General features: G+C 34.7%; 19 protein-coding genes, 1 pseudogene and 1 CRISPR repeat array. Of the genes and pseudogenes, 13 read left to right on the plus strand and 7 right to left on the minus strand.

What is annotated here, in order from left to right; all coding sequences use genetic code 11:
• Positions 1-13: 13 nt before the first annotated feature.
• The 3 genes from ACFQRG_RS13670 to ACFQRG_RS13680 form a co-directional block, all read right to left on the minus strand.
• Positions 14-1273, minus strand: a complete 1260-nt coding sequence (locus ACFQRG_RS13670; protein ID WP_380966906.1) for an MFS transporter — start codon at positions 1271-1273, stop codon at positions 14-16.
• Between the two features lie 130 nt (positions 1274-1403).
• Complete coding sequence (locus tag ACFQRG_RS13675) at positions 1404-2087, minus strand: DUF2848 family protein (RefSeq protein ID WP_380966908.1); 684 nt, start codon at positions 2085-2087, stop codon at positions 1404-1406.
• A gap of 28 nt (positions 2088-2115) precedes the next feature.
• Positions 2116-2784 carry a GntR family transcriptional regulator gene (locus tag ACFQRG_RS13680; RefSeq protein ID WP_380966909.1) on the minus strand — a complete coding sequence of 223 codons (669 nt, stop codon included), beginning with the start codon at positions 2782-2784 and terminating at the stop codon, positions 2116-2118.
• 277 nt (positions 2785-3061) lie between these two features.
• Here ACFQRG_RS13680 and ACFQRG_RS13685 point away from each other — a divergent pair, with 277 nt between their 5' ends.
• From ACFQRG_RS13685 to ACFQRG_RS13705, 5 genes and pseudogenes are all read left to right on the plus strand, one after another.
• A complete protein-coding gene (locus tag ACFQRG_RS13685; protein ID WP_380966911.1) occupies positions 3062-3400 on the plus strand; it encodes a hypothetical protein in 339 nt (112 codons plus the stop codon).
• A 151-nt stretch (positions 3401-3551) separates the two neighbouring features.
• Positions 3552-5738 (plus strand): Z1 domain-containing protein, encoded by a 2187-nt coding sequence (locus tag ACFQRG_RS13690; protein WP_380966913.1) that lies wholly within the window; start codon positions 3552-3554, stop codon positions 5736-5738.
• 146 nt (positions 5739-5884) lie between these two features.
• Positions 5885-7042 (plus strand): annotated as a pseudogene (locus ACFQRG_RS13695) (hydantoinase/oxoprolinase family protein); the annotation flags it as partial.
• 64 nt (positions 7043-7106) lie between these two features.
• Positions 7107-7598, plus strand: coding sequence for an RpnC/YadD family protein (locus ACFQRG_RS13700; RefSeq protein ID WP_380966915.1), 492 nt, complete (start codon positions 7107-7109; stop codon positions 7596-7598).
• Positions 7599-8041: 443 nt separating this feature from the next.
• Positions 8042-8206 (plus strand): hypothetical protein, encoded by a 165-nt coding sequence (locus tag ACFQRG_RS13705; RefSeq protein ID WP_380966917.1) that lies wholly within the window; start codon positions 8042-8044, stop codon positions 8204-8206.
• A 191-nt stretch (positions 8207-8397) separates the two neighbouring features.
• On the opposite strand, the gene ACFQRG_RS13710 is transcribed toward ACFQRG_RS13705, so the two are convergent.
• The 4 genes from ACFQRG_RS13710 to ACFQRG_RS13725 all read right to left on the minus strand — a co-directional run bounded on the left by ACFQRG_RS13710 (position 8398) and on the right by ACFQRG_RS13725 (position 11552).
• A complete protein-coding gene (locus ACFQRG_RS13710) occupies positions 8398-8910 on the minus strand; it encodes a DEAD/DEAH box helicase (RefSeq protein ID WP_380966919.1) in 513 nt (170 codons plus the stop codon).
• A 122-nt stretch (positions 8911-9032) separates the two neighbouring features.
• The gene (locus ACFQRG_RS13715) at positions 9033-10757 is read right to left on the minus strand and encodes a TOTE conflict system archaeo-eukaryotic primase domain-containing protein (protein ID WP_380966921.1); all 1725 of its coding nucleotides are present in this window, start codon (positions 10755-10757) and stop codon (positions 9033-9035) included.
• Positions 10758-10963: 206 nt separating this feature from the next.
• Positions 10964-11284 (minus strand): hypothetical protein, encoded by a 321-nt coding sequence (locus tag ACFQRG_RS13720; RefSeq protein ID WP_380966924.1) that lies wholly within the window; start codon positions 11282-11284, stop codon positions 10964-10966.
• Positions 11274-11552: a hypothetical protein gene (locus tag ACFQRG_RS13725; protein WP_380966926.1), complete on the minus strand. Its 279-nt coding sequence runs from the start codon at positions 11550-11552 to the stop codon at positions 11274-11276. The genes ACFQRG_RS13720 and ACFQRG_RS13725 overlap by 11 nt, the downstream gene beginning before the upstream one ends.
• A 465-nt stretch (positions 11553-12017) precedes the next feature.
• Here ACFQRG_RS13725 and cas6 point away from each other — a divergent pair, with 465 nt between their 5' ends.
• The 8 genes from cas6 (at position 12018) to cas2 (ending at position 20228) form a co-directional block, all read left to right on the plus strand.
• On the plus strand, positions 12018-12734 hold the full coding sequence (cas6, locus tag ACFQRG_RS13730; RefSeq protein ID WP_380966928.1) for a CRISPR-associated endoribonuclease Cas6: 717 nt from the start codon (positions 12018-12020) through the stop codon (positions 12732-12734).
• Positions 12731-14431 carry a type I-B CRISPR-associated protein Cas8b1/Cst1 gene (gene cas8a1 / locus ACFQRG_RS13735; RefSeq protein ID WP_380966930.1) on the plus strand — a complete coding sequence of 567 codons (1701 nt, stop codon included), beginning with the start codon at positions 12731-12733 and terminating at the stop codon, positions 14429-14431. The genes cas6 and cas8a1 overlap by 4 nt, the downstream gene beginning before the upstream one ends.
• Positions 14424-15320 (plus strand): type I-B CRISPR-associated protein Cas7/Cst2/DevR, encoded by an 897-nt coding sequence (gene cas7i / locus ACFQRG_RS13740; protein ID WP_380966932.1) that lies wholly within the window; start codon positions 14424-14426, stop codon positions 15318-15320. Before cas8a1 ends, cas7i begins: the two co-directional genes overlap by 8 nt.
• Positions 15317-16027 (plus strand): type I-B CRISPR-associated protein Cas5b, encoded by a 711-nt coding sequence (gene cas5b / locus ACFQRG_RS13745; protein WP_380966934.1) that lies wholly within the window; start codon positions 15317-15319, stop codon positions 16025-16027. The genes cas7i and cas5b overlap by 4 nt, the downstream gene beginning before the upstream one ends.
• A 69-nt stretch (positions 16028-16096) precedes the next feature.
• On the plus strand, positions 16097-18325 hold the full coding sequence (cas3, locus tag ACFQRG_RS13750; protein ID WP_380966936.1) for a CRISPR-associated helicase Cas3': 2229 nt from the start codon (positions 16097-16099) through the stop codon (positions 18323-18325).
• Positions 18326-18467: 142 nt separating this feature from the next.
• Positions 18468-18983, plus strand: coding sequence for a CRISPR-associated protein Cas4 (gene cas4, locus ACFQRG_RS13755; protein WP_380966938.1), 516 nt, complete (start codon positions 18468-18470; stop codon positions 18981-18983).
• Entirely contained in the window at positions 18977-19963 is a 987-nt protein-coding gene (gene cas1b, locus ACFQRG_RS13760; protein ID WP_380966940.1) for a type I-B CRISPR-associated endonuclease Cas1b, read from the plus strand. Before cas4 ends, cas1b begins: the two co-directional genes overlap by 7 nt.
• A 1-nt stretch (position 19964) precedes the next feature.
• Complete coding sequence (cas2, locus tag ACFQRG_RS13765; protein WP_380966942.1) at positions 19965-20228, plus strand: CRISPR-associated endonuclease Cas2; 264 nt, start codon at positions 19965-19967, stop codon at positions 20226-20228.
• Positions 20229-20444: 216 nt separating this feature from the next.
• Positions 20445-21270: a CRISPR direct-repeat array (repeat unit 29 nt; unit sequence GTTTTATCTGAACGTAGTGGGATATAAAG).
• Positions 21271-21691: the final 421 nt, after the last annotated feature.

Here is a 21691-nt window from a genome sequence, read left to right on the forward strand (position 1 = left end):
GTTATTTCCTCCTTTAATTACGGATAAGCGGTTTGTCTGGTTTGATACCTAACCACATAAAGATTGAGATTAAGATTGGGATAATACTAAACAGCAGTGTCCATTCCCAGCCAATGGTTTGAGATAACCAACCACAAACAAGCGGTGATAAAAACGCTCCAAGATTGCCCCAAAAATTCATCCATCCGGATACTGAACCTGAATATTCGTTACCAAGGTCAAGTGCACTTGCCCATGATGTGACAACCGGGAATCCAAGGGCTCCAAGCGAAATCGTTAGCCATAAAATATTCATTGCAGCTGTAGTAGAATGCGACGCAAGATACATTGAGACAGCAAAAATAATGAGACCGCCTATGGCCAAACCGCCTCTTGCTGCCATCTTGGACTTACCGTTTTTAACCATTTTATCAGAGATGGCTCCGCCAGTCATGACTGTTATAAAGATTGCCAACCAAGGCAAACTAGCCGCAAATCCGGAGTTTGCAAGTGACATATGACGAGCTTCCTGAAAATAAGTCGGCAGCCAAACTAGGAAAAGGGTGACGATGTAGAGTGTCACGAAGTATTGTAATCCAAAAATCCAGAAACGGGGATTTGCTAATAACTTACCCCAAGGTGCAACTTTTTTCTTTTCTTTTTCAACAGTTCTTTCTTCGAGGATCAATTCAAGTTCTTCTTTACTGATTTTTGGGTGCTCTTCAGGTTTATTTCTGCCAAGAAGAAACCAAATGACTGTAACAATAAATCCAATAAGACCAAAGACATAGAATACTGCGTGCCATCCCCAAGCATTATAAATAGCAATTGTAATAATAGGAGCTATCACCGGTCCAAAGTAGGAACCTGCTAACAAAGCACTTGAAGCTCTTCCTTTTTCCTGTTTCCGAAACCAATACGTATTAAATACCGCATTACCTGGATACATCGGACCTTCGCCTATACCAAAAAGAAATCGAACGGCTCCGAGAACACCATACGACCTCGCTACAGCGGTGAAAATAGTAAAAACAGACCACCAGAACATGGCGAAGGCAACAATAAAGCGTGAGCCATAACGTTCACTAAGAAGTCCAGATGGAATTTGTGCAATAGCATAACCAAGGGAATATAATGAATTTAAGAATCCGAATTCAACTTTATTCATGTGAAAGTCATGCATCATCGGTGTCGCCACAACAGAAATATTTGATCGGTCCATGTAAGCGATAAGACCTATTAAAAAGAAAATAAATGCAAGCCACCATCTAAGATGAGTACGTTTTTTTGACATGGTATATCTCCCCTCCTTATATCGTATTGATTGATGACTACTTTAAAATGAAATTCTCTTGTTTATCTCGGTGCAGCCGTCCGTAAGAAAGCGGGGGATGAAGGAAACCCCCGCTGATGGAAATTTCACTTTATTCTTTTACGGAAATATCACGAACAGCATACTCGTGGGTTATCTTTCGATTCGTTACCGGATCATGCATGGTTAAACGATATTTATCCCCATATTTAAATGAGCCGCCAAGAATCGGTACGGTTCCCCCGAAAAGCACATTGCCATTCTCATTTAAATTTCCTCTTTTTTCGGTTAGTGTTAGAATGTCAGATATATGCATAACAGATGAAACTTGACCTTCTTGATAAGTCTCCCATTGTCCTTCTATGTTAATTTCACAAGTCAACATAATGTCATCCCAATGTTCAACTAACTCATCAACCGCCCATGCATATTTGGCAACAGGTTTTGGTGTTGCTTGCTTGGCATAAGGAATGCTATAACCTTCGAGTTCCCGATCAGTATGATCTGATCCGACTGTTAAATAAGTCGTATTTTTACTTTTTAGAAGTACAAATTCTACTTCTCCTGATGTTTTTTCGCCTAGAACATCGATGGTTTCATTTTGTGTAACTAAAATGTCACTGACAGGATAAATCATTGGTACAGTTGGCGGCGGTGCAATGCCTTCACGGCTTAATTCTTCGATATGCTTTTTCACCATTTCTTGATTTCTGCCTGAATAGCCAATACATAAGGCTTTCTCTACATTGAATTCAATGATTTCTTGATTGGGTAAAATGAATTTTAACTTATGCATGTAAAATAACGCTCCATTCTCAAAGTTTTTATTGGTTATCTATTAATCGGTAAGATTGTTCGGTTTTCTCCAAGTGATGATTCATAGCCTTTTTACATGGTGCTTCGTCTTTTTGTTCTAGCGCTTCAATAATTTTACGATGTTCTTCAATAACTTCTTCCATTCGTTTTTGTTTCCTAATGGCTTTATGACCAATCAAACGAGTGATGTTATGAAGTTTTATAATCATTTCTTCTATGATATTGTAATCAGTCCATGTAATAAGGGATAAATGGAACTTCTGATCAAGCTCAATAAAGCCAAGCTCATCTTTTTTTTCGATAGCTTCTTCTTGACGGCAGACGAGTTCTTTTAATGTTTTAATTTGTTCAGCAGTAACCGTTTTCAAAAGTTTGGATAGAATTTCAGGCTCGATGACTTTTCTTAATAAAAAAATTTGTTCAATTTCTAGTTGGGTATATTCTCTAATCTTTAGACCTTTTCTTGGTACGGATATCAGCAGTCCAGCACCGATCAGTTCTTTGACAGCCTCCCTTACAGGCGTACGGGAAATTTGCAGGGCTTCTGCCAAGTCAGTCTCGGTATAAAATAAGTCGGGCGATAACTGTTCCGTTAGTATGGCTTTTTTTAATTGTTTATAAGTCAGTTCTTGAATTGTGTCTTTTTTTACTGCTGGACCGACATTTAACCGTGACATTGTTTAACCTCCTTCGACTTAAGTATTAAGTATTATGTGTTATGTGTTATGTGTTATGTATACATAATACAATAAAAAATCCTATATTCAAACAATTAAATCTTGGAAAACTATTTCATCTTAATAAATAGTTAAAAAATACTAAACAAATATTATTCTTTTATTTGTTAGATGTTGAAAGCCGTATTGGATTGAAAAAATAAAATATAAACAAAGTAAGCAGGCTATATAATTTCTCCTTTTTGGAAATAAATGTTTCTGAAAGGAGAGAGAATCAATGTTGCGGGTACAAATAGGCAAGAACGGTACGATGAATTTAAAAATTTTGGGGATAGCGGAACACGGCAAGGATAAATTGGATTTCTATTATAAAAATATAAATGAACCGGCATACATATCAAAATATTGGATTTCATTAAGCTTTGATGGTTCAAAGTGGAACATCGCTGACTTCTGTGTCTACAATACAAAAGAAGAAGCATATCAATATGTCGGAGGGTTATTTTCTCATATATTAACAGATCCTCTAATAGACGGTCTCATTTCATATTATGATTCTACAGATAGAAAAAAACAGCATTTTCAAGACTTGATTGACGAGTTGCATGGATTATAGCGGGATATTTTACTTTTCAAAAAATATAATTTTGAAATAGTTTAAAGTTAATTCAATGAAGGAAATTGAAATTACCGGAACAAAAAATGTTACTATATAGTTAGTTAGACTCAAATGTTACATATAATAAACGGCCATATTAGGAGACAACATGATTACGACAGAAATACAGAAAAATGGCCTTTTTTATCAAAGGCTTAGTAAAATTAATCAATATTCAATAGAAACAAAGCAATGTATTGAAAATACGGTAAAAAAACTGATCGAAAATGATACAAACATTAATCGTCCGGGGATGCTGCTGGGAAAGATCCAAAGCGGTAAGACGAGAACCTTTATAGGTGTTACTGCACTTGCTTTTGATAATGGCTATGATATTGCCGTCGTTTTGACAAAAGGAACAAGGGCACTGGCCCAACAAACCTATGAGCGGTTAAAAAAGGAATTCGCATCCTTCAGAGATGAAGATGTTGTACAAATTTTTGATATTATGACGATGCCTGATAATCTTATAAATTATGAATTAGATCAAAAACTGCTGCTCGTCGTTAAGAAAGAAATGCATAATTTGAACAAGCTGTTTAAAGCGTTTTTTGAAACTTATCCATGCCTTTCTAATAAAAGAGTATTAATTATAGATGATGAAGCGGACTTTGCAAGCATTGGTTTTAAGAAAACAGATAAGGAGATCATTGAGATTAATAGAATTGCAGGTCAAATTGACCAGCTTAGAAAGGACTTAAAGCATTCGGATTTCCTGCAAGTGACCGCGACACCGTACTCGCTTTATTTACAGCCAGAAGAATTAAAAATAAATGAATCATCGAAAACATTTAAGCCGGTAAGACCGGCTTTTACCGAATTAGTTCCAGTGCCAAAAGAATATATTGGCGGGGAATATTATTTTGAGGAAAGTGAAGAAAATAAATCAATAGCTTCCTGTATATATGAGCCAATTACTAATGATGAATTACTCGTGTTAAAGAAAGAGGACCGGCGCCGTTTTAAAATTGAACAAGCCTTAAAGAGTCATAAAGTTAAGTCGCTTAGAAATGCAATCATGACTTTTATGGTTGGCGGGATTATTCGGCGCCTGCAGGACCAAGATAAAGGAATCAAGCCTAAGAAATATAGCTTTATTATTCATACGGAGCAGCGAAAAGGGACCCATGAGTGGCAGGAATCCATTGTTATAGCTGTCAAAGAGCAGCTTAGACAAGCATTAGCCAACGATCCGCTTGTTCTTGAACAATTAATTAAAAGTGCTTATAACAACTTAATTAAATCTATTTGTCTAATAGATGGTACTGCTCCAAAATACGAAGAAGTCAAGTGCCAGGTATTATTAGCTATTAAACAAGACTATTTGATGGTGACAAAGGTAAATTCAGAGAATGACATTAATCAACTATTAGATGATACCGGGCAATTAAAATTGAGAACACCTCTAAACGTTTTTGTCGGGGGGCAGATTCTGGACCGAGGTGTTACAATTGGTAATCTCATCGGCTTTTATTATGGCAGAAGCCCGCGGCGATTCCAGCAAGATACGGTCCTGCAGCACTCCAGAATGTTCGGTTACCGTCCTCTTGAAGATCTTGCTGTCACCCGCTTTTATACGACAATAGAAATTTATGATGTTATGAAAAATATCCACGAATTCGATTCGGCATTGAGAAATGCCTTTGAGAAGGGCGGACATAACAATGGTGTTGTTTTTATCCAAAAGGACAGCAGGAACAAAATCATTCCATGCAGTCCGAACAAGCTGATCCTGTCAACAACTACCACGTTAAAACCTTTTAAACGGCTTTTGCCTGCAGGCTTTCAAACGGGTTATAAAACTTATATTTCAAAAACAGTTAAAGAACTAGATCGATTGATCATGGAACGCGGCAATTTTAAAAAGCCGTATCTTATTAATGTAAAAAGGGCTGTGCAAATTATTGAAAAGATTAACGCTACTTTTGATGATAAGGACGGTACTCCTTGGGATGTAAAATCCTTCATTTCATGTATGGAATATTTATCGCTTAATGCTGAAGGGAAAGAGACAGGTCATATTTGGGTTATTGTTAAAACAGAGCGGGACAGTTCCCGTACAAGAGAGGACGGCCGGTTTATAGATTCCCCTGATACGGCAAGAGGTAAAGACAGCGAATTGAAGCTTGCAAGAAAAGTTGCGACTAAAGTTCCAGCGCTTATTTTATTAAGGCAAAAAGGGGAAGAGATCAAAGGCTGGCGCGGCTCGCCTTTCTGGTGGCCAGTGCTTGTGACACCGGGGAATACGCCGGTGACTGTTTTTCAAGGCGGTAATAATAATAGCCTTTTGGATTAAAATATATGATTGGTAACTTCTTGATAGGGAGATTACCAATCATTATTATTTTTATCCCGGTGCAACCGTCCGTAAGACGCCCACCTCAAAAACGTAAGAGAATCATTAATGTTTAGGCGGGAGATAACGAAAAGTAACACCTCGAAGAAATTAAAGGTGAAGTTGATTCTGTTGCAGTGACATCAGTTTTCTCACCTGTTTCAAGAAAACATGAAGAAAGGGCGCAAGAAATATTAAAAGAGGTAATAGGAAATGATTTACCAGTCTCATTGTCATCTGAAATTGGAAGTGTCGGTTTACTGGAAAGGGAAAATGCGACAATTTTAAACGCCTCCGTTGTAAATGTCGCACATACAACAGTCAATGGTTTTGTCAATGCACTAAAAGCAGAGGGAATTGAAGCAAAGGTCTTTTTGGGGCAAAACGACGGTACTTTGATGTCTGTAGATTATGCACTCAAATACCCAATTCTTACAATTGCCTGCGGTCCGACAAATAGTTTACGGGGCGCTTCTTATTTAACAGGTTATGATAACGCGCTTGTTGTTGATGTGGGAGGAACGACGACTGATGTTGGCGTTTTAGCCGGATCATTCCCAAGAGAACCATCTCTTGCCGTTGAAATTGGCGAAGCAAGAACGAATTTCAGGATGCCGGATCTTGTATCAGTTGGCCTTGGCGGCGGCACCGTCATCCGTATACATGAAGATGAATCTTTTACAATCGGTCCTGACAGTGTCGGTTACAAGATTACAGAAAAAGCATTCATTTACGGGGGAGACACTTTAACAACAACAGATGTCGTTGTCGGATTAGGGTTTGCCGATCTGGGCGATCCGACAAAGGTCAGCCACTTGGATAAAGCATTGCTAGAGAAGATTTACGCAGCAATGGTTGAGCACATTGAGACAGCGATTGACCGTATGAAGACAAGCGCCGAACCAGTTCCGGTTATATTAGTCGGCGGCGGAAGCATCCTTGTTCCAGACAAGCTAGAAGGGGCATCTGAAGTCATCCGACCCAATCATTTTGGTGTCGCCAACGCTATCGGATCCGCAATTGCTCAAGTCAGCGGGCAAGTCGAACGAGTTTTTTCTCTTGATGAGCATGGCCGGGAAAAAACATTAGAGCTGGCTAAACAAATGGCTATTGACGAAGCAATAAAGGCCGGAGCAGATAAGGAGCGCTGCAACATTGTTGATATTGAGGATGTACCACTCGCTTACTTGCCAGGTAACGCTACACAGGTAAGGATTAAAGCAGCAGGGGATTTAATGATTACTGCTGAAGAAAATGTGATGTAATTTAGAAAGTAAGTAAACCAGCCCTTTTGTGATAGGGCTGGTTTTTTTAAGTTTACGAGATTTTTTGGCAGGACTTTATCTTATAAAAGGCAAAAAAGATCCAAATAAGAAACTGGAATTTAAATTACAGTTAATGAGGTTATTGCTTAAAAACGAGCCGGGTGGTAAAAAATATAGTAAGAAAACCATACAAAATTTATTCGCATTTATTGATCATATTATACGGTTGCCCAAAGAAGATGAAAAGACATATGAGCGGGAAATGGAAGAAATGGTAAATAAGGAGGATGCCGGTATGAACTTATCCATTGAAGACACACCATTTGCCAAATATCTTATAAAGAAATACAAAAAAGAGGCAGAAGAAATAGGTGAACAGAAAGGATTACAAAAAGGATTGCAAAAAGGATTACAAAAAGGAATTAAAGAAGGAAAACAAGAAGCAGCAAAAGAAATTGCAAGGAACATGTTATTAGAAGGTTACAGTATTAAAGAAACCGCTAAACTTACACAGGTGTCTATTGAGGAGATCGAAAAATTAAGAGAAGATATGTGAATAATGGCAGTTTGTGAAATAGTGTAGTGATGGATGTCCAAATTTACAAATGTAGAAAAAGTAACCCATTCTAGGTCCTAATTTCAAGATAAAGGTAATAAATGGATTATTTTTTGGTGTTCGTAGATAATTACATTAGCAGGCTGTACAACTAGGCCTTTTTCTCAGCTAGAATTTCAGGTATTTCTAAATCTCAATAAAAAGGTATGTATACTACATTTCTTTGTATAACTAAAACAAACATTTCTTTGTATTTTCATTAGTTGTTACAGCCTTTAACTTATTTTAAAAAAACGAGGTCATTGGAATGAATTATAATATGAATGAATTTCATATCGACCCTTGAGCCACAAGGGATTCAGAACACAAAAAAATGAGTACCTCCCCAAATGTCGAATTGAGTAAGCACCACACAAACTCATAAGACTGGAGGAAGACTCCCTATGACTATTATACAACAAGGAAGCCTTTTTGACCTGCAAGAATTATATGATTTAGAATGTTTGATTGAAAAAGCTGAACATGAAGCTAGTCTTCCTCTTTTCGAAAAGAAGATTGAAGATCAGAATATATTGAAAAAGGGCATTAAAACAGCGATATTAAAATAACTTTTTAAAGCATTTGCGATATAAAGGAATATTATAGATGAAACTTCCGCTAATGGAAGTTTCACCTTATCGCTTTTAATAGTGTTTTGATTTTGTTTGTTGTAATAACATTTATCGATTTTTCACAGTTACATTTATGGACATTTTGGAATCTTAATGAAAAGGTTTGTTTACTACTTTTCTTTTTATAACTAAAATAAACGCAGCTGTTCATTTTCATTAGTTGTTTCAGTAAGTAATTTATAACCTAGGCTCCTATATCCCTTTAAGCGTTTTTCGTACATTTTTTGAAGTATAGGTTCACGGTGATCGACATAATCATACACTTGTACAACTTGTTTATTATCATTCAGCCGATGTAACCTTCCAACGTATTGGCTTAATATTCCTTTCCATGAAATTGGTAAGGTAAGGAAAAGAGTATCTAATCGACTATCATCAAACCCTTCGCCAATATATTTACCCGTTGCAATAAGAAGCCGCTCCTGATCATTAGGAATTGTTTTTAATTTGTTTAATTCATTACGCTCCTGTTTAGCAGTCATTCCACCAGTTAAAACGATCAAATTTTTTACAAAACCTTGAAATTTACATTTTAATTTTTCTATATGAGCGATACGTTCGGTAATGATTATTGGCGATCGACCTTTATCTAATGACTTAAGAACATCATCGAATATTAGCTCATTACGTTTTTCGTCCATGGCTAATTCTCCAGATAGATTTTGAAATATTTTTCTTTCTTCTTTCAAAGAGCTTTTAAAATGTGTAAACCTAGGTATAATAAGGTGTTCAAATGGTCGAACCCGTGCTTGCTTTTTAGCACTTACTTTAAAACGCACTGGACCGCATTGCATGTAAATGATAGGATAAGTCCATCTTTTCTAGTTGGTGTAGCAGTTAGGCCGTGAACAAATTTTGCGGCTGCCTTTTTTAAAACCTGTTCAAAACTAAATGCTGAGATATGATGACATTCATCTACGATAATTTGACCATATTGATTTATGCCATCTTTTACTTTACCTTGATGATTAAGACTTTGAATGGTTGCGACGTCAATTTTACCAGTCGGCTTGTTTTTTCCGCCGCCAATTCGCCCAATAGAGTTTGGATCTATTTCTAAAAAACTAGAAAGTTGTTCAGTCCATTGCTCGAGTAATTGTTTACGATGAACAATAATAAGCGTATTTACTTTTCTTTCAGCAATTAACGATGCGGCAACGACTGTTTTCCCAAATCCAGTAGTTGCGGATAAAATGCCATTATTATATTGAAGAAGTTTCGATACAGCCTCTTGTTGCTGTGGCCTTAATTGACCTTTTAAAGTAATATCTAGCTTTTCTCCAACATTGCTGTGATCACAAATAATAGTATTAATAGAATGATCATTGAATAACTTTTCGACGTCTTCTAAAGCCCCGCGCGGTAAAATGATATATGATGGATAATCTTCGACGCAGTCAATTTTCCTTTTAATACCATGGGTAGAAAGGCGTTTCTTTTGCGCTTTATAAAACTCTGGATTGTTAAGCGTACCTAATTGTATTAATTGATTTATGATAGAAGGTGGAAGATTTCTTTTTTCTATATAAATGCCATTTTTGCATACAAGCTTAATCTCTTTTGGAAATAGGGTGGTATTCTCATTAACCTTATCGCTTGTTGAAATTTGTAAACTAACATTCTCATCTTTAGTTTGGTTTACAATATTTTTTACAGTTTCCAAGGACATTTTTTGAACAGTTGATAAATAGGTCCATTGATCTCGGAAGGGTTCAAAATTTCTATTAACAAAAAGACTATTCCCGTTGTAACCAGGGTGAAGCTGTAAAGGAAGGGCTATTAAATTTCCAAAGCCTCCTTTAGGAAGTGTGTCTTGATTTGGAAATAAGCGATCATATGAATCCAAACCAATTTGGTATCTGGTATTAAGTGTGGTAGATAATAAGCCTGATCCCATTTTTCTAGCAAGAGAAGCGGGGATAGGCGTTTCAAAGAAGATCCAAACATGGGCTCCATTACCCGAACGTGATCGTTCAATATTAGCTGGGACTTTAAAGTTATCGCATGTATTTAAAAATGCAGAAACATCTTCTTTCCAGTTTTTTTTATCAAAATCAACTGCAAGTAACCAACAAGTTTCATCTTCTAATAGCGGATAGATCCCCATTGTATGATCTCCGTTAAGATGGTCATTGATTGTTTGATCAGAAATAGGAATAAGTTTTCTATTTAAGCATTCAGAGCATTTAATGTTTGGCTTTTCACATAATGATGGATGCCATTCATTTTGACATGCAGGTGAGTAACCTGATTTTCCGCTTTTTGCTGATTCCCAGCGTTGTGCATAAACATCCTGTCTTCCTTTGAATAAGCTTCTATACAATTTAATTTTGTCTTTTATAGTAGATTTCTTTGTTATAATACGATTTTTGTTTAGTAATGGTGTTGTTTCCGAAATACCAAGAAGATATCTTAGCCGTTTATTTTCATCTCTTAAACGCTCACATTCTCTTAATGCCGTCTGCAAACGAATTTTTAAATCTTCCATAGATATCCCTCGCTAAAGGTATAATTAAGAATTTATAATTGGGTGTAGTACTATTATTGTACAAAAAATAAGAACTTATAAGTAATAGGAAATTAATTACTTTAATGGTGCTCTTCTAATTTATCAAAACCGGAAAGGGATAAGCATCCTAGTAACGATGGAAATCTTTAAGGGGAAAACATTAAGGGGGGAGTTCGATTTTCGATTCATCGCTCTTCTTCAGGGTTAATACCCCAAAAAATTTGATGTGATATTTCTGTATTAGCATAATAACAAGCCTCTACTAATACTTGTTCTTTTTCCTTTAAAATTCTATAAACAATAATAACATTGTTAATTAAAGTCCAGAAGTATCCATTAAACTCAAAACCTGGATAATCCGCAACGCCTTCAGCAAGTTCATAAGGATTATGAGAAAGCAGCAATTTTGTTCGAAAATACACTTTTTCATAATCAATGTTAAAAAATTTCCCAAGATTCCGAAGAGCCGTTCTTTCCCAAGTTACACGGAATTTATTATCCATCATTCCTGGCCTCTCGAATAATTTTTATTGCTTCTTTATCATCCTTAATATAATCTTGGTTTGAAGAGGCTTCCTTTAATTGCTCTAAAATTTCCTTATTATTAAAAATTGCTTTTGTCATATATTTTTTTTGTTTTTCTGTTAGTTGAGGCTTTTTCTCGATTGCGACTGAGTAGCCTAAACTTTCAATTGCATTTACTAACTCATCTAAAGCGATTAATGATTTATTGTTAACGATTTTGTCAAATTGCTCTCGACTGATGTAATCCATAAAGAATCACCTGCCTTTTTATTTAGTATACCATGATTCGATTTTCTGTTAAATTTACTGGTTGCACATAATTGTTTTAAATAACGAATGAATTTCATAAATAACAATCCTTAAGACATAAGGGGTTTAGAACATTAAAAAAGGAGTAACTCCCACAAATCTCGAAATAGTAAGTTTCGACACAAAACTACAGAGAATGGAGGAATACTCATTAGTTTAGGCTATTAAAATTTTATCTGAACTTCTGGGATATAAAATGTTAATTTATTTTATAGCGTTACCGATATTATATTTGAACGTTGTGGGAAAGATTAGTGGCTTATCATACACTAATCTTTTTTATGTAGGCAAACAGCTTTAAATAAATATCAAAATCTTTATAAACCTATGAATTTTGGGATTGACTTATAGATATATAATTGGTTAAATAGAATCAATAAAATAAATTAACAAGGAGGTGCTCATTTGAGAATCCGTCTATCCTTTCAGATGTCATCATTTCCATTAGGCTATCGATTCGGATTGTTATCAGTTATTAAGGATATCATACGGGAAGGTTCCGAAGCTTACTATGATGAATTTTTTGTAAAGAACAAAAATAAGATTAAGCCGTATGCGTTTTCGGCTTATTTCAAAGACATGAAAATAGAAGAAAACAAGATTTTTGCAAAAGAACTTCATTTAACAATTTCAAGTTCAAAATATGATTTTATTATGTTTTTGATAAATGGTAGTCAAAAGAAAAAACAATTTATATATAAAGATCATTTATTAGAACTTAAACGTGTTGAAATGTTAAAAATAGATGATATTAAGCATTCAATAACAGCATTTCGTACTTTATCGCCAATACTAATCGAAAATAAAGACGGAAAACCGCTTTCTCCTGATTCACCTAACTATTTATGCGAACTAGAATACGCGTCGCAAAACATGGTTACAGAATTACTTCAAAGACCCCTTCAGCAACCAATCAATATACTTCAATCAAGCTTACAAAAGCAAGTGATTAAAGAACATTTCCATCAGACCCAAGATAAACCTTTATATTTTACCGCTTTTAAAGGACTAATTGTTTTAGAAGCACATAAAGAAGATCTCCAGTGTTTATACGATTGCGGCCTAGGCTTCAGAACTAATCAGGGGTTTGGACTTTTAGCAAGAGAGGAGGTAGGTGGATGAATTTTGTCTTACCGATGAGTGAATGGCATTTGAATCAGGGACTGCTCGGTTATTATCGGATATTAAAGAAAAGCGGTGTAGATGTTCAAACAACGGATGATGGGCTAGTTTTCGATACAGAACATTTGGAAGTACTACCGCAAGCTATGTTTAATTATTATTTGGATAAATACAGTGTTAAGGCACGAGAAGGGAGAATTATTCAATCCTATTGGTCAAAGTTTGCTAATGGGGATAAAAACGCTAAAAAGGAAATAAATGATCGCTTAAAAAAACAAATTTATGATAAGGTAAAAAAATATTATTCTGAAACACCGTCAGGAGCAGAATTACTTGAGAATATTGAAAAGTTTCGTGCTGAAAAGACGTATTCAGAAGAACTTAGCGAGTTATTAAATACTATTTTTAAGGGATTAGAGACACCAGAGATTCATGATAAGCTAACTGCAAACTTTTTCAAAGCTGTCATACTTGGCCCATATTTTGGACAGGTTAGTTTCCTTAATGTTGTTAAAAATGATTTAACTATTCCACAACAAATTGAGCTATTCACAAGAGATTTTGTCCAACCAGTAATTGAAGAAATAAAGTTTTTGGATCTGCTTAAATCTGCTAAAAATGAGAAGCAAGTAACCAACTTTATTGAGAATGGTCAGCATAAAGGGATTAAATCATTAAAACGTCCGTTAAAAAAGCTTTCTTTAAATGAAATAAAAGCATACATAAAAGATACAGTCAATAAATGCAGCTTTTTTGAAGACTTTTTAGGGTTTGAACAATTCAATGAAGGGGTTTTTTCCCCGCTTGCTTTAAGTGCGGGAAATGCAATTAATTTTTCTTGGAATGCAAATGGTAAAGTCTCTATACCAATTAGTGCAATTGCAAAACTAATTTTATTTTGTTCCCCAGCTGGTGCCACCATGTCAGGAAATAAATCCATTTTCGTTCAAAATGAGGGGATATTTGCTGAGTTATTAAAGGTAAATGAACATTATTCAAATCAAAAGAACATGGATAAATCTTTTGACGAAATTATTTTTGATTTGGTTGCGGAACAACAATTAAAAGCAGATTACACGATGAAAAACTTTTTAATTCTAGAATATGAATCGGATTATCAGGCCAAGAAGACATTACTTGATTATATGACGCTTACACCGGAACTTACTCATTTATTTAAGGAACATAATAAATTATTTAGCTATATGTCTTACCGTTTTCGTGTTTCTTTAATACATGACTTACTAAATTACAAGGATACAAAACAATTACTCTTTTATGAATTAAGAGAAAAGATAAAGCATCAATATTCGTCTCTTGAAATTATTTACGCTACACTTATTCGGCATTTTTATCAATGTTATCAGAAGGGAGGCGTCCAAATGTCAATGGACACCAAAAAACAAAGCAGTTATATATGGGTATTATATAAGAGTGGTGCTTCTATTCAACGAATCGTTGGTGAAAAAAAAGCTCAAGGTATTGCTTATCGTCTCCTTAATACAGTGAAGTCAGGTAATAAAAAGCAATTTATGGATACGATAATGCGGGTTTATATTTCAGCTAATCAACAAATGCCATCATTGTTTCTTAATGTTTTGCATGAAGAGAAAATGGATTTTGCTACTGTGGCGGATTCATGGATAGCCGGTTTGATTTCTAAAAAAAATGAGGTAGGGGATGAAACCAATGATTAAAAATAAAGCGCTAACATTTACGGTTGTTTTTCGAGCCAATTCATTAAATTACGGGGAAGGTACGCAAAATATTTCTGAGTTAAAAAAGTTTCATCGTGGAAACGGCGAAGCATACTCCTTTGCTTCACGGCAAAGTATTCGCTATGATATCGTGCGCTTGGGCAATCAGTTTTATGAATGGAATTTAGATGTCGTTGATAAATCAAAGGGTGTTGTTCAGTTTAAAGACGATTGTACAATTAAAGACTCAGTTGAAATGGATTTATTTGGTTATATGAAAACGAAGGCTAAAGAGGGTGCTACAAAGCGTTCAGCCGTTTGCAGATTAAGTCATGCTATTTCTTTAGAACCTTATAAGAGCGATTTAGAATTTCTGAATAATATGGGTTTAGCTGCTCGTATCAATGAAGATCCCAATCTGGCTACTCTTGAGCAGCATATAAGTTTGTATACTTACACAATAACAATAGATCTATCGAAGGTTGGTAAAGATTTAGATATTGAACTAGATCAAGTGGAAAAAGCAGAGCGCGTCAAGCAGTTACTAGAAGTCACGAAGTTTTTAAATCGAGAAATTCGAGGTCGACAAGAAAATCTAGCACCTTTATTTGTTATTGGTGGAGCATACAATATTCCTAATCCATTTTTTCTTGGCAGAGTAAGTTTGTTAAATGAAAATCCGGGACAAATCAATATAGATTTGTTATCCGATTCACTTAATCAAAGTGTGTTTGGACAGAACATAAAAGATCAAACGAAAATTGGTTTAGTTAGAGGAACGTTTAAGAATGAAAGTGAATTTTCCTCATTAGCCGATGTAGTTTCTATTGAAGCGTTTTATCAATATCTCCTAGAACAAGTGGATGATTTTTATGGAGTTTCAGTATGAAAGCATTAAGGTTGAAATGTTTTCAAGAAACAGCCTGCTATACAAAGCCATTTGCTTCTAAAGTAGCAGAAACTTATCCTTTGCCGCCTTATTCAACGGTAAAAGGTATGATACATGCAGTAATGAACGCTACGGAACTAATACCCTTTTCATTAAGCGTTCAAGGAGATTTTGAAACAAGAATCGTTGACTATCGTAAAACTTACATGGTTAAGAAAAAAGGTTTTGCCATGCCAATCATTATGGATGGGTTATCTTCAGATGTTCCAGTTTATGATAATAAAACAATGACTTCTATGCCACTATACACACATATGCTTTATAATGTAAATCTTATTATCCACGTAAGAGCAGAAGAAGATTTGCTAGAAAAAATGCTTGTAGCTTTTCAAAACAACGATCAACATCTCTCTCTTGGAAGATATGAGGATTTATTAAGATTGGATGATGTTGAGATTGTAGAGTTAGAAGAATGCGAGGGAGCAGAACTTACAAATAATATTTATATTCCAGTTTATTATTTAAATGAAAACATTAGCGGTATACCTTATCAATTAAATTGGATATACAATATTAAGGATGGTTTACGAGAATGGGAAAAAATTAAGGTAAAATATGTACCGAAAGCTACAGACATTTATGATGATGCTATGACCCAAACTCTCTATATTGATCAGGAAGAGAATCTTGTGTTTTGGAATGTTTAAGTTTGCTGAGGGTATTAGTTTCCTCAGCTTTTTCTATAATCATAAACGCATTAAATAGGGGGAGAGAATTTGATATATGCAAAATCAGATCCAATTGAAACACTTTACGAGCATACAGAAGAATTAAAAAAACGCTTAGTTATTTTGAAAAAAGCATATGGAAAAATTTTTGGTAATGAAAGGCTATGGAAAGTTATACAATATGCTGTTCAGTATCATGATGCAGGAAAAGTCTATAGCCCGTTTCAAAATAGAATTTGTAAGACCATTGGGGAAAATATAAAAAATGATAGCGAATTACCTTATATTCCTCATAATTACTTATCGCCATTTTTCGTTCCATACTCACAATTAAATTTAACAGATAAGGAAATAAAAGTTCTCATTCAATCAATTACTTATCATCATGAAAGAAACCAATCGATTTTAAAAAAAGAAATAAAAAGAGCTTTAAAGGAAGATTTAATGCATAATCAAAGTTCCCTAAGTGAACATTTACAAGTATTTATTCCCGAAAAGGAAGAGAACATTTTCAAAACATTTGGTTTAATGATAAATAGAATTAAGTCTGGTGATGATACAGAGCTTTATTTACAATATATACTTGTAAAAGGTCTGTTGCACCGCCTTGATCATGCCGCTTCCGCCCATGTTGAGATTGAGTCCGATGTTGATTATGATTTAGCGGAAATGACGGAAAAGTACATTATAACAACGTTAAATAAAAAAGATGCAAAGGTTTCTGAACTATTAAGACCCGTTCAAATCTTTGCTAAGAAAAATCAAAATAAAAATTTAATTATAGTTGCACAAACAGGAATGGGGAAAACAGAAGCAGCTTTACTTTGGGCTGGAAAAAAGAAAACCTTTTTTACACTGCCTCTTCGTGTGAGTTTGAATGCCCTTTACGATCGGGTAAAAGATCAAATGGGATTTAAAGGTACGGGGCTTTTACACTCATCCAGTGCCAGTCATTTAACGGAAAAAGGGGAAGAGGATTGGGAAATCATTAGGGATCAGTCGAAACATTTATCTTCGAAGCTATTATTTACAACGATTGATCAAATTTTAAAATTTCCTATGAAGTACAGGGGATATGAAAAGTATTATGCTACAATGGCGTATTCGGCTGTCATAATTGATGAAATTCAAGCTTATGATCCGAAAATTGCTGCTTTTTTAATTAAAGCCATTGAAATGATACACCAAATTGGCGGTAAATTTATGATTATGACGGCTACACTGCCAACTATTTATAAAGAAGAGTTAATAAGGCGGGGGGTTCTAAATTTAGGTGATTATCTCTACGGTGAATTTGTTAATGATATCACTCGGCATCGAATCCAGTTACAAAATGAAAAAATAGATAATGCCACTAATGAAATTGCAAAAATAGGACAAGAAAAGAAAGTGCTAGTCATTGTTAACACAGTAAAAAAGGCGCTGGAAGTCTATCAACAACTTAAGAAAAAACACGTGGACAATGTCCGCCTTCTTCATTCTATGTTTGTGCAAAAGCACCGTTCAATGCTAGAAAATGATATTTTAGCGTTTGATAAAAGGGAGAATGAACCGGGAATTTGGGTAACAACGCAACTTGTTGAGGCTTCAGTTGATATTGATTTTGATGTCCTTTTTACAGAAATGTCAACGCTCGATAGTCTTTTTCAAAGATTGGGCCGCTGTTACCGTAAAAGGGAGCTAGACCATGATGGGATTAATGTCAATATTTATACAAGGGAACCATCGGGGCGGAAGTATATATATGATGAAGATATTATGGATCTTAGTGTAGAAGCACTATTACCCTATAACAAAAATATTCTTAGGGAAAAAGATAAAGTTCAGTTAGTCAAAGATCTATATTGTCGTAAGCATCTTCCAAAGCAATTTTTAAAACAATTTGACCAAGCATTAAATGAAATTGATAATTTTCCTGATTATTATTATGACAATAATGATGCACAAAAACTACTGAGGGATATCCAGTCCGAGTTAGTTATACCCAGTTCTCTTTATTATGAACATCTGGATTTATTTAAACTTCTGACAAATGAGGAAAATCCCGATAAAAGAGCAAAGTTAAGGAGGGAGATTGAAAAATATACTGTCTCATTAAGGAAGTCAAAAACACGAGGGTTAGTAAAACCGATTCCGTTTATACGAAACGGTAAGGATGGTAAAAATTATCCCGTCATTTCTTATATAAAGATATTAGATCTTCCTTATGACTTTGATGAAAAGGAGACAAAAGGGTTTGGTGTTCAACCTAGTAAATCGATAGAGGAATCTATATAGCATGAGGACTCTGACTTTTATGCCAGGGTTCTTTTTCTTTAAGTTATAAGGAGAAACAATGAAGTATGTTTTTTATAAAAGGGGAAATGACTGATTATGGGAATAATCTGTAATCATTATAAAAAGATAGGATGACGGTATTTTGGAAACACGCACAATTGGCGGGATTCACTTACACTATTTTGTTTTATGTAAGAGAAAACTTTGGCTATATGAACATGGAATCACAATGGAACAGGAGGATGACCGTGTTCTTGAAGGAAAGGTACTGCATCAAAGAGCATATCCACAAATTAAGAAGCGAGAAATTTTAATAGACAATGCTTTCAAAGTAGATATGATCGATGGAGGTTATATCCGAGAAGTTAAGATTTCAAGTAAAATGCCTGAAGTTGATAAAATGCAAATGCTATTTTATTTGTATCAGCTTGAGCAGCGCGGCATAAAGAAGAAAGGTCTTATTAGTTATACGACTGAGCGTAAGACAGTTGGTATTGAATTAAATAAAGAAAACCGTAAGCTTATTAAAAATGCAATTACTAGGACAAAGGAAATAATTGAACAAGATCAGCCGCCAATTTTAAAAAAATATCCATATTGTAAAAGTTGCGCGTACTTTAGCTTTTGTTATTCAATGGAGGATGATGATGAGTGCTAAGGGATCATTATATTTTTAATAACGGTCGGTTAAAGAGAAAACACAATACTGTATATTTTGCGAAAAATGATGGTGAAGAGCAATCATTGCCCGTCGAGAAAATACGGAATTTACACCTGTTTGGTGAGGTTGATTTTAATTCAAAATTGCTTAATTTTTTAAGTAAACATGACATTGTTTTACATATTTACAACTACTACGGTTATTATTCGGGCACTTATTATCCGCGAAAGAAAAATGTGTCCGGCTTTTCACTTGTGAATCAAAGTGCTCACTATCTAGATAATTATAAACGTATGTTCTTGGCCGTTCGCTTCTTACAAGGGGGCGTTCATCATATGTTAAGAAACCTCCGCCGCTATAAAGAAAAAACTGCACCTATTATTGCGGAAATGGAAATGGAAGCAATGAAGATGCAAGTAGCAGAGACTATTCAAGAACTAATGGGTGTTGAAGGATGTATCAGACAGCATTACTATAGAGCGCTTAATGATGTTTTAAAATATGATTTTGTTTTTGAAAAACGTGAAAAGCATCCACCACGTGATCCTTTGAATGCGCTCATCTCTTTTGGGAACACAATGATGTACCGTACAGTTTTGTCAGAGATACATCGTACATCCCTAGATCCAACAATTAGCTATCTACATGAACCTTCAACAAAACGTTTTTCACTTAGTTTAGATATCGCTGAAATATTCAAACCATTAATAGTCGATCCAATTATTATATCTTTAATAAATAAGCGCGGTATCTCTAAAAAGCATTTCAGCTACATTGAAGGTGAGATATGCTATTTAAATGATGAAGGGAAAAAGAAATTTATAACAAGGTTTGAAGAACGACTAAAACAAAGTGTAAAGCATAGAACGTTAAAACGGCAAACCACTTATAGGTATATGATTCGTCTGGAATGTTATAAGCTCATAAAGCATTTAATAAACGATGAGATTTATAAACCGTTAAAGGCATGGTGGTAAAATGTTTGTCATTATTACATATGATGTAGGAGAAAAACGAGTAGGAAAAGTTTGCAAAAAATTAAAGGGATACCTTGATTGGACACAGAATTCAGTATTTGAAGGTGAAATAACAAAAGGAAGTTTGGATAAATGTTTATTTGAATTGGATCAAATTGTTAATCCTAACGAAGATTCAATCTATTTATATCGTGTTGACAATCCAAGAAATATAAAAAAGCATATATACGGTCAAGAAAAAAATCACTCCAATTTCTTTCTTTAATGATATAATAGGTACAATGAAATAGTTCTTTGTTTGCAGTAAATCGCTTTTATAATAAAAATACCAAAACCCTTGAAAATACTGGGGTAGAGTGCGCTTTCAATATAATTTTAAAAATATAACTCATGGTTTACTGCAAAAGGTACAAATATAGTTATATCAAAGTGCCCGGAAAGCCTTTGATATAACAGGGTTTTTAATTGTTTATTTTTAAGGGTTTTATCTGAACGTAGTGGGATATAAAGGGCTAAATGGTTCATCAATGGACATTAATCTCCATCCTCCGTTTTATCTGAACGTAGTGGGATATAAAGTCCAACAAAAATTTATCTTCCTCAGGGTGGACATAAAGTTTTATCTGAACGTAGTGGGATATAAAGAATAGAGAGAGCTTTTAGAACTTGATTATCGAAATCAACCTGTTTTATCTGAACGTAGTGGGATATAAAGATATGAAAAAGATATTCAGAAAATGAACGTCCCTAAAGTTTTATCTGAACGTAGTGGGATATAAAGAGTTTTAGAGGATTTGGAACTGATGAAATTTGTATTAGTTTTATCTGAACGTAGTGGGATATAAAGAGAAAATACAAAGGCCGGCATAGAACCTGAATGGCTTGTTTTATCTGAACGTAGTGGGATATAAAGTTTATAATCATCTTCTGCACCGGTTTTGCATGTTTAGTTTTATCTGAACGTAGTGGGATATAAAGCAATAATGCGATTTGTATTACTTTCAGCAACAGTCGGTTTTATCTGAACGTAGTGGGATATAAAGGGAATTTGGTTTCCCACTCCTGATATTTCTTTTCTAAGTTTTATCTGAACGTAGTGGGATATAAAGCCGTCCGTTGATATAAGTATTCCATGACTACCGTACATGTTTTATCTGAACGTAGTGGGATATAAAGGAGTGCACTGCGGCTTTGATAGCGGATGTTTTAAGGTTTTATCTGAACGTAGTGGGATATAAAGTACGTTACGACGGGTGCAGTCTTAATTACGAGGAAAAGGTTTTATCTGAACATAGAGGGATATAAGATTACGGGTTCGTTCATTTTGATGTTATTTGCCTTCTCTTAAAGTAAAGGCATTTTTTAGTCTAGTCAGTCTAAGCATTATGGACCGTGGCATTTGAGAAATTGGAGTAAAGTTATTAATGTTATAAGTTTGTGCTGGATTATTTTTATCTATATCATGATGATTATTCCGTCAAATCAAAATGCACCCACGCCCTTCTTGTTATGTTTATTATTTTACTTATTATGGACTTTCGTATTATAGAAAGTATTTTGAAGGATCTGGCCAGGCGCTGATGAAGTAGTTAAATGATACGGCTGATATAGAAAGTTAATAAGTTATATGATTGAGCAAGAACAAAAATATTCTCTCTTGTTTACTTGTCAAATTTCAAGCTATTATTAGATGATTTTTAGACTAAAAAAGGAAGTTTCCTCTATTTG

This window comes from Scopulibacillus cellulosilyticus (assembly GCF_042665295.1).
GTDB lineage: Bacteria > Bacillota > Bacilli > Bacillales > Sporolactobacillaceae > Scopulibacillus_A > Scopulibacillus_A cellulosilyticus.

Bases quoted from the DNA above. Each gene is read 5' to 3' on its own strand.
- ACFQRG_RS13670 (WP_380966906.1), bottom strand. From the start codon at position 1,273: ATGTCAAAAAAACGTACTCATCTTAGATGGTGGCTTGCATTTATTTTC.
- ACFQRG_RS13675 (WP_380966908.1), bottom strand. From the start codon at position 2,087: ATGCATAAGTTAAAATTCATTTTACCCAATCAAGAAATCATTGAATTC.
- ACFQRG_RS13680 (WP_380966909.1), bottom strand. From the start codon at position 2,784: ATGTCACGGTTAAATGTCGGTCCAGCAGTAAAAAAAGACACAATTCAA.
- ACFQRG_RS13685 (WP_380966911.1), top strand. From the start codon at position 3,062: ATGTTGCGGGTACAAATAGGCAAGAACGGTACGATGAATTTAAAAATT.
- ACFQRG_RS13690 (WP_380966913.1), top strand. From the start codon at position 3,552: ATGATTACGACAGAAATACAGAAAAATGGCCTTTTTTATCAAAGGCTT.
- ACFQRG_RS13705 (WP_380966917.1), top strand. From the start codon at position 8,042: ATGACTATTATACAACAAGGAAGCCTTTTTGACCTGCAAGAATTATAT.
- ACFQRG_RS13710 (WP_380966919.1), bottom strand. From the start codon at position 8,910: ATGGACGAAAAACGTAATGAGCTAATATTCGATGATGTTCTTAAGTCA.
- ACFQRG_RS13715 (WP_380966921.1), bottom strand. From the start codon at position 10,757: ATGGAAGATTTAAAAATTCGTTTGCAGACGGCATTAAGAGAATGTGAG.
- ACFQRG_RS13720 (WP_380966924.1), bottom strand. From the start codon at position 11,284: ATGATGGATAATAAATTCCGTGTAACTTGGGAAAGAACGGCTCTTCGG.
- ACFQRG_RS13725 (WP_380966926.1), bottom strand. From the start codon at position 11,552: ATGGATTACATCAGTCGAGAGCAATTTGACAAAATCGTTAACAATAAA.
- cas8a1 (WP_380966930.1), top strand. From the start codon at position 12,731: ATGAATTTTGTCTTACCGATGAGTGAATGGCATTTGAATCAGGGACTG.
- cas7i (WP_380966932.1), top strand. From the start codon at position 14,424: ATGATTAAAAATAAAGCGCTAACATTTACGGTTGTTTTTCGAGCCAAT.
- cas5b (WP_380966934.1), top strand. From the start codon at position 15,317: ATGAAAGCATTAAGGTTGAAATGTTTTCAAGAAACAGCCTGCTATACA.
- cas2 (WP_380966942.1), top strand. From the start codon at position 19,965: ATGTTTGTCATTATTACATATGATGTAGGAGAAAAACGAGTAGGAAAA.